Below are 11,332 nucleotides of genomic sequence, written 5' to 3' on the forward strand. Positions count from 1 at the left end.
TTTCTCAACAACGTAGCCAAAAGCCACCGGTCGTTCAGGCAAAGTTCACGGTGTCGTTCACCGGCCATTCACCTGCGGTTCCATGGGCGTTGGGATATCGGACCGAGACCGTCCGGCGCCGGACGCGACAACGTTGTCGACCCGCCGGCGGGTCGCATGGCGGAACGTCGAACCGGTACGAGCTCTACGCGGCTGTTCCGGCGTGAGAGAATGATACGTATGCCCGAACAGCTCCAAACCATCATCGTGATCATTCCGTTCCTCATCATGGGAGGCGCGTTGGCGACGGCGGTGCTGTTCTGGATCTACGACCGCATCCGCCCGTTCATCGACAACTACGAGGCATGGCGCGCCGCGCGCGGCGGCGACGTTCGACGCTCCGACCGTGGGGCGGATGCCGGCGGCAGCGGCCGCAACGGGAGCCGCGGCGATACGGACGACGATGACGACGATTCCCCGCGCGACCGTTCGCTCGCCGGCCTCGCACGGAACGTGCGCACATGGTTCCGCGACCGCTTCGCCGACCGCGACGTCGACGGCGACGATGAGAACGAAGACCTTGACGACGCGACCACCGCGCTGCTCGCGATGCTGCCGAACGCCACAGTGGTGGTCAACCAGCGCGACGAAGTGGTGCGCGCAAACCCCGCCGCGTACATGCTCGGCATCGTGTCCGACGAGGCGATCGCCGACGACGGCGTGCGCGAGGCCGTGCGGCTGGTGCGCGAATCCGGCGGCCGCCGGCAGTTCGACCTGACCACGCACACCGCGTACTCCGCCGATCAGGCCGCCGCCGACGAGGCGAACGGCGACGAGCGCGAGCCGGGCGATCCGGTGCAGGTGCAGGGCGTGACGCGGCCGAACTGGCTGAAGATCACGGTCGGCAAGGTCGGCGATTTCGTCGTCGTGCTCATCGACGACGTGAGCGACGCGATCCGCTTCTCCCAAGTGCGCGACTCGTTCATCACCAACGTGTCCGAACAGCTGCTCAAACCGTCGCGCGCGCTCGAACAGCTCGCCGATTCGCTGGAAAGCGACATGCTGGAACCCGAGCAGATCGTCTGGAACGCGCATCAGGTGCGCTCGTCGTGCCGTCGGCTCAGCCGCATGGTCGACGACCTGCTGCTGCTCATCAAATCGCAGGAACCGGTCGTGCCGTCGTCGGCGAACCGGCTCAACGTCAAGGACATCCTGCGTTCGGCGCGCGACCGGCTGCGTGCCCTCGCCGAACGCAGCGACGTCAACGTGCTCATCGAATGCGACAATCTGCTCACGGTCAACGGCGACGAGGAACAGGTCACGGCGGCGGTCGTCAAGCTCATCGAAAACGCGATCGTCTACTCGCCGGCCGGCTCGTCCGTGAGCGTGTCGGCCGGGTCCGCGGAGGATGGTCACCATGCGCTGATCCGCGTGATCGACCAGGGCGTCGGCATTGCGAAGGACGAGCAGGCGCGCATCTTCGAGCGGTTCTACCGCGGCGGCAACCAGACCGACCGTTCGCGCGACGGCATCGGGCTGGGACTGGCGATCGTCAAGCACGTCGCGCTCGCGCACCACGGCGGGGTCACGGTGTGGAGCCAGCCGGGCAACGGCAGCACGTTCACGCTGTCGCTGCCCGTGGCCCAGTAGGCGTTGCGGCCGACGGGTTTAGTCGGCTCCGAGCCGGCGGTAGTCCCAGCGGTCGAAATGCTCCCAGATGAGCATCATCACGCCGATCACCGTGCCGGCCGCGCACACGATGAGCAGACGCAGCGCCGGCACCCCGGCGAACAGCAGGATGGCGCTGACGACCAGGGCCGCGGCCCATATCGCCGTGCCGAACAGGAACACCTTGCGCAGGTCCACGCGCACCGGCTTGGGGGCCGGACGGCAGGCGTCCGGATTGATGATCGGGTCGAGCTTGAGCTTCATGCAGTCACCTGCCGTTCCGCGTTCAGTCGGCCAGACGCTCGACGACGTAGTCGACGCACGCGGTCAGCGCCGCGACGTCCGCCGGCTCGACCGACGGGAACACGCCGATGCGCAGCTGGTTGCGGCCGAGCTTGCGATATCCGAACGTGTCGACGATGCCGTTGTCGCGCAGCGCCGCGACGACCTGGTTCGCGCTGACCGCATCGTCGAGATCGACGGTGACGACCGAATGCGAGCGCGCGTCCGGATCGGCGACGAACGGATGCGCGTAGTCGGAACGCTCCGCCCACGAGTACAGCAGCGACGCCGACTTCGCGCAGCGGGCTGTCGCCCAGTCCATGCCGCCGTTGTCGTTGAGCCAGCGGATCTGGTTCTCCAGCATGATGATCGTCGCCACGGCCGGCGTGTTCACCGTCTGGTCCTTGCGCGAGTTCTCCAGCGCGCTCGTCAGCGACAGGAACGGCGGCACCCAGCGGCGCGCGCCGTCCAGCGTGGCGCTGTGCTCGACGTTCGCGGCGCGCTCGATCGCCTCCGGCGACAGCAGCGCGATCCACAGGCCGCCGTCCGAGCCGAACGCCTTCTGCGGGGAGAAATAGTAGGCGTCGGTCTGCGCGACGTCTACGGGCAGCGCGCCCGAGGCGCTCGTGCCGTCCACCAGCACCAGCGCGCCCTGCTCGCGGCTGCCGTCGATGCGGCGCACCGGTGCGGACACGCCCGTGGACGTCTCGTTGTGCGCCCAGCAGTACGCGTCGACGTCGTCGGTGAGCTCGGGCAGGCGATACGTGCCCATTTCGCCCTGATAGATCACCGGATCCTCGAGGAACGGGGCCGACGCGGCCGATTTGGCGAACTTCGCGCTGAACGAGCCGTACGTGCCGAACGCGGCGCGGCGGGAGATCAGCGAAGCGCAGGCCATGTCCCAGAACGCGCTCGCGCCGCCGTTGCCGAGCGCCACCTCGTAGCCGTCGGGAAGATGGAAGAACGACGACAACCCCTCGCGGATCGACGCGACCAGCTGCCGGACCGGGGCCTGGCGGTGGGAGGTGCCCAGCGGGGAACGCGCGGCCTCGGCCAGCGCGGTCACCTGTTCGGGGCGGATCTTGCTTGGGCCGGAACCGAACCGACCGTCTTCGGGCAGCATGGATTGAGGAATGGAAATCGTGTTCGACATGCCTTCCAGCCTAACGATATGTGGGGATTGTCATGGCGTTTCGTCCGAAACGGCGGCGGAAGGCCGCGAACGGAGCCGCGCGGAACGATGTTGACTCGGCGTCAATATGTTTGCCGATGACATGCGCTCGTTGTACACTGCGTAAGTTAGTGACGGTATTGCGGCATGATGCAGCGGCGTCATGTTCGACCAACCGGCAAGGAGCGTACACGATATGAGGCATGGAGCCCACAAGGCAGCCAAGGAGAACCCGTGCATTCAGGTGGCCCAGCTGCTGTTCTCGCCGAGCAGGGGCTCCCACAGCACCCGCAGCGTGCGTGCCGTGCAGTTCGCGGCCAATGACGGCGCGATCCTCGGCATCGATCAGGCGCTCGCCGACAAGCTCAACGAAATCGCCCCGCAGACCCGCCGCGCCATGCGCGAGGCGGCCCGAGCGGCGGAACGTCGCTCCAACATCATCGTCTCCACGTCGCTTGCCGCGCTCGTCGGCACCGCGGCGACCTCGCTCGCCCTGGCCAATCCGGAGTCGCCGATTTCGCTGGCGGCCGATCCGGCGACCACGACCACGCAGCTCAAGCGCGTCACCCCGACCTCCACGGTGTCCCGCTCCACCGACCGCACACCGCTGAACGAAGTCGCCAGCAACGCGACCGCATCGTCCGACTCGGCTTCGGAATCCGCGGCGTCCGGCACCACGACCTCCGCCGACGGCGAATCCCAGCAGACCAGCAACGAGGGCGACTGGCAGCTCACCGACGACGGCAGCTCCCTCGACGTGAACAGCATGTCGCGCTCCACCGCCTCCAACCCGCAGGTCGCCGCGCGCATGGACTCCGACTACGACCTGCTGCCCGAGGGCTTCAACCCGAACCACGCCACCGGCGAAAACGGCGGCAACGCGTATCCGTGGGGCCAGTGCACGTGGTATGCGTTCGAGCGCCGCGTCGAACTCGGCCTGCCGGTCGGCTCGTATTTCGGCAACGGCATGGACTGGGCCAATTCGGCGTCCACGTTCGGCTACTGGGTGGATTCCACGGCCCGCCATCAGGGCGACGTGGTGGTCTTCCAGCCCGGCCAGCTCAACGCCGATGCGTATTACGGTCACGTCGCGATCGTGGAGAAGATCCACAAGGACGGTTCGATCGAAGTGTCCGAATCGAACGTCAAGGGGCTCGGCGTGATCTCGCACCGCACCATCTCCGCAAGCGACGCCAAGCAGTTGCAGTACATCCACTACTGATTCATGTGATTCATTATTGATCTCATTGATCGGCGTCCGGCAGCCGATCGTCGCCGTCGTTATTCCGTTCGCTTGCATTATTGGTTGCATTGATTGCCGGCGATCATTGTTTGCTATTGCCGCCGCCTGAAATTTCCCGGCCGTTCGTTCCCTCGGTGTGGTAGGCTGTCGTCTCGATGAATATTTCGCGCAAAGTTTCGATTATCGCTGTTACGGCCGTCGCCAGCTGCACGCTCGCGCTCGCGGTCGTTCCGGGTGCCGAAGCGGCCGATTCCGGTACGGTCACTTCGTCGCGCTCGTTCCCGAAGGTGCAGGTCGTTCGCAAGGACCTGCTCTCCGAATCCGCCTCCACGTCCGTCGACAACGACACGAACTGGGGAGGCGTCGAAAGCCTCAATGTGCCGGTGACCAAGTCCAAGGCCGAAAAGGACGCCGAAGCCGCCAAGAAGAAGGCCGAGGAGGAGGCCAAGGCCGCCGCCGAGGCGCAGGCCCAGTCCGAGTCGCAGACCGACTCGCAGGCCGCCAGCCGTTCCGAACAGCGTGATTCGCTGTACGACGCGGTTCCCGACACCAACACCGCCGCCACCGCCGATGCGACCGCCACCACGGACGGCACCGCCGGCGCCTCCACCGATACGACCAACGGCACCACCGCCGATGCGACCGGCACCACGTCCGTACCGGCCAGCGCGAGCGGCTCGGCCCTCGCCTCCTATGCCACGCAGTTCGTCGGCTCGCCGTACGCGGCCGGCGGCAATACGCCCAGCGGCTGGGACTGCTCCGGCTTCGTCCAGTACGTGTACGCCCAGTTCGGCATCAGCCTGCCGCACTATTCGGGTGCCCAGGCCGCGGTCGGCACTGCGGTCGCCTCCATCGCCGACGCGCAGCCGGGCGACATCCTCGCCAACGAAACGCACTCGGCCATCTACATCGGCAACGGACTCGTCGTCAACGCGCTCAACCCGTATCAGGGCACGCAGATCACCGGTCTGAGCGTGTTCACCAGCGGCTACTCCATCCGCCGCGTGCTGTAAACCGCACGTCGTCGGCCGCAGCGATCGATCGCAACGGCCGGCATCATGCCAACGGCGAGCATCTCGCCACTTTGCGCCTCGCATGACAGCGCCCCACACCGGGGCGCTGTTTTCGTATGCGGACGCACACGCATAAGCGCCCGCGCGACACCGGTCCGGCGTCAATGTTCCGGTGATTTTCCCGCGTGGGATAACACGCGATTCACACGGTCGGCGAGTATTCTTGGGGTTGTGGGCGGCGCACGGTTGCGCCGAACGACGTAAGGAGGTCGTCATGATCAACGACAAGGCAATTCTCGTGGGAGTCGACGGTTCGCACGCCAGCTACAAGGCCACGTGGTGGGCCGCGAACTACGCCAAGCATGCAGGACTCACGCTGCAGATCGTGTGCGCGTATTCGCTGCCGAGCTACGCAGCGGTGTCCTTCGACGCCACGTACACCGCCATGGGCGACGACAACGCCGCGCACTCCGACGCGCAGGAGATCCTGTCCAAGGCCAAGGCCATCGCCGACGAGCAGGGCGTCGAGGCGGCCACGCTCATCGTTACCGGAGACCCGGCGTCCGTGTTCGTCGAACTGTCCCGCAACTACAATCTCATCGTCATCGGCAACCGCGGCAAGGGAGGCCTCGCCGAACGCCTGCTCGGCACCACGTCGTCGTCGCTGCCGGCGTACGCGTACTGCCCGATCGTCGTCGTGCCGTACACCGACGACGACGGCAACCTGATGCACCTCAACAACACGATCACCAAGGTCGCGGTCGGCTCCGACGAATCCAAGTGGGGCCTCAAGGCGCTTGAAATCGCCGCCGCGTTCGCGGACAGCTGGGGCGCCGAACTCGACGTGATCTCGGCCGTGCCGAAGATCCAGGGCATCGACGGCGAGGAAGGCGTGATGGAGTCCTATCTGGACGATCTCAACGTGCGCATCAAGCCGCTGGCCGAAGCGCATCCGAACCTGAAGATCAACAAGCAGGTCGTGCCCGGCTCCGCGGTGAACGCGCTGACCAAGGCCAGCTGGAACCACGACGTCGTGGTCGTCGGCTCGCGCGGCCGCGGCGGCTTCACCGGCCTGCTGCTCGGCTCGACCAGCCAGGGCCTGCTGCAGCACGCCGTGACCCCGGTGTACGTGGTGCCGCGCAAGTACGTGGAGGCCGCGGAGAGCCGCCTCGACACGGTGCCGAGCTCGCCGGCCGAGGTGCCGACGAAGCCGATCGAGGCGATCAGCGGCGTCGAAGAGATTGCGGTGCCGACGGCCGAGCCGGAGGTCGCCGCCAAGATCGAGGCGAAGATCGACCCGGATAGGCAGTGATCGGCGGCCGGTCAACGGCGGCCGGTGACCAGTAAGCAACTAAGCAACGGTAACGTCGTGAAAAAGCTCCCTCGCACGGGATGTGCGGGGGAGCTTTTGCGTGCCGCGTTCGAATGACCGAGTCGTCCGGCAGCTGAGTCGGCTAGTCGCGTTTGGAACGACTGACGGCCGGCTAGTGGCGGATCGTGACGTCCATGCGCACCGGCGTCTCCTGCACGTAGGTGTGCTTGACGGTGCAGCCCTTGTCGATGTGGCGCGTGATGCGTTCCTTGAGCTTGTCCGCCTCCTCGTCGCTGAGTCCGGCGTCCATCGCGTCGACGACGACCTGCTCGTTGAAGTTGATGTACGCGTCGTTGTCGGCGTCGTACGTGCCGTCCACGACGATCCTCGCACCCTTGCCCTCGCCGAGCGTGTGCTCGATCGCGAACTGGCTGGACAGGGCCGCGCAGCCGGCCAGCGCGATCTTCATCAGGTCACCCGGCGTGAACACGCCCTTGCCGTGGCCGAACTTGAGATGCGCGCCGTCCTCGCTGAACGCGTCCCACGAGCCGTCCTTGTTGCGCTCGACCCACAGTCGCTTGCCCATAGTGTCCTCCTTGGAGTCCATGCTGTACGCGCGTCGCGCCAATCGCGTCGCGTCGTCATCATCTCCCAATCTAGCTCACTTGCGTCGTGTCCCGTCCGCCGCGCGCATAATATGGCCGTTGCATGGCCGTGTATGGCCGGTGCCGCAGGATCTTTCCGATCGTTCCCTGTACTGCGTGACGGGATCGCGGGTAGTTGCCTCTTACTATCTTGAATGTCACGCGAATCATGCTTTTGGCGTGGTGTTGATGATGGTGGAAGGTTGTTCCTATCTTGAATGTCACGCGATGTCGAGGGACATGTATGCTGAAAGGCATGGCATTGACACCGGAACAGCTTGCAGACGTCCGCGCGCGCATCCCGGCGCGCCCCGACACCGACATCCCCACGCCGTACGAGGATCTCGTGCGCACGATCCTGACCGAGGGCACGCTCAAGTCCGACCGCACCGGCACCGGCACGATCTCCCTGTTCGGCCGGCAGATCCGATTCGACCTGTCCGACGGCAGCTTCCCGCTGCTGACCACCAAAACCGTGTTCTTCAAGGGGCTCGCGTACGAGCTGCTGTGGTTCCTCAAGGGTTCCAGCAACGTGCGCTGGCTGCAGGAGCACAACGTGCACATCTGGGACGAGTGGGCCGACGAGAACGGCGACCTCGGCCCGGTGTACGGCGTGCAGTGGCGCAGCTGGCCCGCGCCCACGCCCGAGGATCCGAACCGCACCATCGACCAGATCGCGAACGTGCTCGATTTGATCAAGCATTATCCCGATTCGCGCCGTATGGTCGTGACCGCATGGAATCCGGCCGAAGTCGACCAGATGGCGCTGCCGCCGTGCCACGCGCTGTTCCAGTTCTACGTGGCCGACGGGCGGCTGTCCTGCCAGCTGTACCAGCGGTCGTGCGACATGTTCCTCGGCGTGCCGTTCAACATCGCCTCGTACTCGCTGCTCACGCTCATGATGGCCCAGCAGGCCGGGCTCGAGCCGGGCGAGTTCGTGTGGACCGGCGGCGACTGCCACGTCTACGACAACCACATCGAGCAGGTGCTCGAACAGCTGTCGCGCGAGCCGTATCCGTACCCGAAGATCCGCATCCGCAAGGCCGACTCGCTGTTCGACTACGACTACGGCGACTTCGAAATCGTCGGATACCAGCATCATCCGACGATCAAGGCGCCTGTTGCGGTGTGATCCGCGTCCGTCCCACGACCTGCGTCCGGCCGCGTGACAGGCGCGGCCGTCGCGGTCTGACTATAAGATTCTGACCCAGTTCAACCCAAGGAGTGATTGAAATGGAGCATGACAGTAGTCGCAGTGGCTACCACGAACCCGAGCCCGGATCTGCCGGGCTTGACGACACCGAGGACTGGGGCGACGATTTCCCCAAGACGTTCTCGGTGAACCTCATATGGGCGGAGGCTCGCGACAAGGAAGGTCGTGAAGGAGCCATCGGTCTCAACGGCGGCATGCCTTGGCACCTGTCCGAGGACCTGAAGCATTTCAAGGAGCTGACCGTCTCGCATCCGGTGATCATGGGACGCAAGACCTGGGAGTCGCTCGACCCGAAGTATCGCCCGCTGCCGAACCGCGACAACATCGTCGTCTCGCACGATCCGCAGTACCGTGCGCTCGGTGCGACCGTGGCGGAAAGCCTCGACGACGCGATGGACTACGCGCGTCAGGAGGCGATTCCGGACGATGGCATGGACCGCAGCGAAATCTGGGTCATCGGCGGCGCGCAGATGTTCCGCGAGGCCCTGCCGCTCGCGTCCAAGGCGTACGTGACGATCATCGACGCGAAGGTCGACGCCGACGTGTACGCGCCGGACATCCGCGACCTCGTGGACGCGGACCTGTGGCACATCGCCGACGAAGGCCATTGGCTCAAGCCGGAGCGCGCCGAGGCGAAGGCCAGCGGCATCCGGGCGTACCGCTTCGTCACGTTCGAGAAGACCCGCTGAGCGACGGCCATACCAGCCGCATCGGCAGATACATCGACAACGGGCCGATGCCGAACAGAAAGTCGAACAGAAAGTCGAACCGAAAGTAGTGAGATGACCGCAGACCACCTGTACACCGTCATGACCGTATGCACCGGCAACATCTGCCGCTCTCCGATGGCCGAGATCATCCTGCGCGCCGAATTCGAGTCGCGCGGACTCGCCGACCGCGTGCGCGTCATGTCCAGCGGTGTGTCCGACGAGGAGTACGGCAATCCGATCGACCGCCGTGCCGTGCGCGTGCTGCGCGCCGACGGCTACGAGATCCCCGCGCACCATTTCGCGCACCGCATCACGCGCGAGGAGATCAACGAAAGCGATCTGTTCCTGCCGATGACCGCGTCGCACATGCGCGCCCTGCTGCGCCAGCTGCCGGCCGAAAAGCGTTCCGAAGTGCACATGTACCGCAGCTTCGACCCGAACCTGCCGGCGGTCAAGCCCGGACACGAGGACGAGATCGACCTGGTCGACCCGTGGTACGGCGGCCCGCACGAGTTCCAGATCGCGATCGACCAGATCAAGGAAGTCGCGCCGTACATCGTCGACTGGGTCGAGACCAAGCTCGGCTGAGGTTGGCTGAGGTTGGCGTCGTTGTGGCAAGGGCGGTGTCTTGCTGCATGTTTACTCGCCATATAGTGCGCGCGGCTTTCGGGCCGTGCGCATTTTGCGTAATTGGGCTTTGCACAATGCCGATGCGTTGATGATGTGCGTCTCCGGCGTTCCGCGCATGCCGGTATCGTATGACGTATGTCTGAAGTCGTGAATCACACTGATCTTGCCTCTGACGGGGTTGTTTCGTCGTCCGCTCCGGTTGCGTCCGAGTCGGTCGTGTCCGAGTCGGCGTCCACCGCCGATCGTCCGCCGCTGTACGGGCGCAAGGTGCTCTCGTTCGTCCGCCGGTCCGCGCGTCTCGACGATCGCCTGCAGCGTGCGTGGGACGCGTACGCCGACCGGTATCTGCTCGACATCGCCGCTGGCGAGGGGTCGCTGAACGTGCGCGACGATCTGCGGTTCGATGCTGGATTCGTGCGATCGACGTGGGGCAACGACCATCCGCTGATCGTCGAGATCGGCTCGGGACAGGGCGAAAACGTGGTCGCGGCCGCGGCGGCGCATCCCGAGCTGAATTTTTTGGCGCTGGAAGTGTACGATCCGGGCGTGGCGCACACGCTGCTGCTGGCCGGCAAGCGGGATCTTGCCAACATTCGCATCGCACAGGTGAACGCGCCGGAGCTGTTCAAGGTGTGCATGCCGGGCGTGCTGGCCGAGGTGTGGACGTTCTTCCCGGATCCGTGGCCGAAGATGAAGCATCACAAGCGACGCATCGTGCAGCCGGAGCTGGCGGGCGACGTGCGTCGCGCGCTGGTCGACGGGGGCGTGTGGCGTATCGCCACCGACATCGAGGACTACGCGCTGCACGTGCATGAGGTGATGGACGATGCGGTCGGATTTGAGAACGTTGGCTCGCTGACCGTAAGCCTGCCGACCGAACACGTCGGCAAGGGCAACGCCGACTCGGCAGCTGGCCTGCCGCACGCCGATTTCCGTGAATCCGCGCGCTTCGAGGGACGCGCGCTCACCAACTTCGAAAAGAAGGGCCTGGCCGCGGGGCGCGTGATCCACGATTTCACGTACCGGGCGGTGTGAGCGGCGTCGGGGCGTTGTCGGTCTTGCGGGTGCGGCCTGTGGTTACGGCCTGAAATGTCCGATTTTCCCCACATTCTGTTTCGTCTGGGCCTGCGGAACAATGGCCGTGGATGGATGTGGGGAAATTGGTACTGTTAACCGACGTCGGTCGGAGACGGCATGCGGGACGGCATGCGGGTTGCTCATGCAAATGTGGGGAAGAACCTGCCATGAAGGGCGAGAATGGTCTTTTGTCTAGTCTTAGCGGATAGTTGACGCATGTGTCGGGGCATGGTTGACGGTATGTCTTGGGGCATGGTTGACGGGTGTGTTGGGGCATGGTTGACGGTTGGTGTGCGTGTACGGCGTTGGTAGTCGCGGGTGATGTCGAAGGTTTGTTCGGCGAGGATTTCACCGGTGGTCGGGTCGATGACGGTGGCGATGCCGTGGCTG

General features: G+C 65.3%; 12 protein-coding genes. 8 read left to right on the forward strand and 4 right to left on the reverse strand.

The features are described from left to right. Positions 1 to 219 precede the first annotated feature (219 nt). Positions 220 to 1,629, forward strand: coding sequence for a sensor histidine kinase (locus KIH79_RS12160; protein WP_338023152.1), 1,410 nt, complete (start codon positions 220 to 222; stop codon positions 1,627 to 1,629). Between the two features lie 18 nt (positions 1,630 to 1,647). Here KIH79_RS12160 and KIH79_RS12165 read toward each other — a convergent pair whose 3' ends face one another. Together KIH79_RS12165 and serC are read right to left on the reverse strand one after the other, a co-directional pair. Then, entirely contained in the window at positions 1,648 to 1,911 is a 264-nt protein-coding gene (locus KIH79_RS12165) for a hypothetical protein (RefSeq protein ID WP_219059616.1), read from the reverse strand. Between the two features lie 22 nt (positions 1,912 to 1,933). Then, positions 1,934 to 3,082: a phosphoserine transaminase gene (serC, locus tag KIH79_RS12170; protein ID WP_219059617.1), complete on the reverse strand. Its 1,149-nt coding sequence runs from the start codon at positions 3,080 to 3,082 to the stop codon at positions 1,934 to 1,936. Positions 3,083 to 3,296: 214 nt separating this feature from the next. Between serC and KIH79_RS12175 the strand changes: the two genes are divergently transcribed. The 3 genes from KIH79_RS12175 (at position 3,297) to KIH79_RS12185 (ending at position 6,668) form a co-directional block, all read left to right on the forward strand. After that, entirely contained in the window at positions 3,297 to 4,322 is a 1,026-nt protein-coding gene (locus KIH79_RS12175; protein WP_219059618.1) for a CHAP domain-containing protein, read from the forward strand. A gap of 176 nt (positions 4,323 to 4,498) precedes the next feature. Next, the gene (locus KIH79_RS12180; RefSeq protein WP_219059619.1) at positions 4,499 to 5,356 is read left to right on the forward strand and encodes a C40 family peptidase; all 858 of its coding nucleotides are present in this window, start codon (positions 4,499 to 4,501) and stop codon (positions 5,354 to 5,356) included. Between the two features lie 274 nt (positions 5,357 to 5,630). Further along, entirely contained in the window at positions 5,631 to 6,668 is a 1,038-nt protein-coding gene (locus KIH79_RS12185; protein WP_219059620.1) for a universal stress protein, read from the forward strand. A gap of 172 nt (positions 6,669 to 6,840) precedes the next feature. On the opposite strand, the gene KIH79_RS12190 is transcribed toward KIH79_RS12185, so the two are convergent. Then, on the reverse strand, positions 6,841 to 7,254 hold the full coding sequence (locus KIH79_RS12190) for an OsmC family protein (protein WP_219059621.1): 414 nt from the start codon (positions 7,252 to 7,254) through the stop codon (positions 6,841 to 6,843). Between the two features lie 314 nt (positions 7,255 to 7,568). On the opposite strand from KIH79_RS12190, the gene KIH79_RS12195 reads away from it, so the two are divergent. From KIH79_RS12195 to trmB, 4 genes are all read left to right on the forward strand, one after another. Beyond that, complete coding sequence (locus tag KIH79_RS12195) at positions 7,569 to 8,444, forward strand: thymidylate synthase (protein WP_219059622.1); 876 nt, start codon at positions 7,569 to 7,571, stop codon at positions 8,442 to 8,444. A 101-nt stretch (positions 8,445 to 8,545) separates the two neighbouring features. Further along, positions 8,546 to 9,214, forward strand: coding sequence for a dihydrofolate reductase (locus KIH79_RS12200; RefSeq protein ID WP_219059623.1), 669 nt, complete (start codon positions 8,546 to 8,548; stop codon positions 9,212 to 9,214). A gap of 93 nt (positions 9,215 to 9,307) precedes the next feature. Continuing rightward, positions 9,308 to 9,823, forward strand: a complete 516-nt coding sequence (locus tag KIH79_RS12205; protein ID WP_219059624.1) for a low molecular weight protein-tyrosine-phosphatase — start codon at positions 9,308 to 9,310, stop codon at positions 9,821 to 9,823. 177 nt (positions 9,824 to 10,000) lie between these two features. Next, positions 10,001 to 10,900 (forward strand): tRNA (guanosine(46)-N7)-methyltransferase TrmB, encoded by a 900-nt coding sequence (gene trmB, locus KIH79_RS12210; RefSeq protein WP_219059625.1) that lies wholly within the window; start codon positions 10,001 to 10,003, stop codon positions 10,898 to 10,900. 182 nt (positions 10,901 to 11,082) lie between these two features. On the opposite strand, the gene KIH79_RS12215 is transcribed toward trmB, so the two are convergent. Continuing rightward, positions 11,083 to 11,332: hypothetical protein (locus KIH79_RS12215; protein ID WP_219059626.1), on the reverse strand; the 250-nt coding region annotated here is incomplete at its 5' end.

It is taken from the genome of Bifidobacterium miconis, from assembly GCF_019331735.1.
GTDB classification, from domain to species: Bacteria; Actinomycetota; Actinomycetes; order Actinomycetales; family Bifidobacteriaceae; genus Bifidobacterium; species Bifidobacterium miconis.

Excerpts from the sequence above, each read along its gene's own strand:
- KIH79_RS12160 (WP_338023152.1), top strand. The coding sequence starts at position 220 with ATGCCCGAACAGCTCCAAACCATCATCGTGATCATTCCGTTCCTCATC.
- KIH79_RS12165 (WP_219059616.1), bottom strand. The coding sequence starts at position 1,911 with ATGAAGCTCAAGCTCGACCCGATCATCAATCCGGACGCCTGCCGTCCG.
- serC (WP_219059617.1), bottom strand. The coding sequence starts at position 3,082 with ATGTCGAACACGATTTCCATTCCTCAATCCATGCTGCCCGAAGACGGT.
- KIH79_RS12175 (WP_219059618.1), top strand. The coding sequence starts at position 3,297 with ATGAGGCATGGAGCCCACAAGGCAGCCAAGGAGAACCCGTGCATTCAG.
- KIH79_RS12180 (WP_219059619.1), top strand. The coding sequence starts at position 4,499 with ATGAATATTTCGCGCAAAGTTTCGATTATCGCTGTTACGGCCGTCGCC.
- KIH79_RS12185 (WP_219059620.1), top strand. The coding sequence starts at position 5,631 with ATGATCAACGACAAGGCAATTCTCGTGGGAGTCGACGGTTCGCACGCC.
- KIH79_RS12190 (WP_219059621.1), bottom strand. The coding sequence starts at position 7,254 with ATGGGCAAGCGACTGTGGGTCGAGCGCAACAAGGACGGCTCGTGGGAC.
- KIH79_RS12195 (WP_219059622.1), top strand. The coding sequence starts at position 7,569 with ATGGCATTGACACCGGAACAGCTTGCAGACGTCCGCGCGCGCATCCCG.
- KIH79_RS12200 (WP_219059623.1), top strand. The coding sequence starts at position 8,546 with ATGGAGCATGACAGTAGTCGCAGTGGCTACCACGAACCCGAGCCCGGA.
- KIH79_RS12205 (WP_219059624.1), top strand. The coding sequence starts at position 9,308 with ATGACCGCAGACCACCTGTACACCGTCATGACCGTATGCACCGGCAAC.
- trmB (WP_219059625.1), top strand. The coding sequence starts at position 10,001 with ATGTCTGAAGTCGTGAATCACACTGATCTTGCCTCTGACGGGGTTGTT.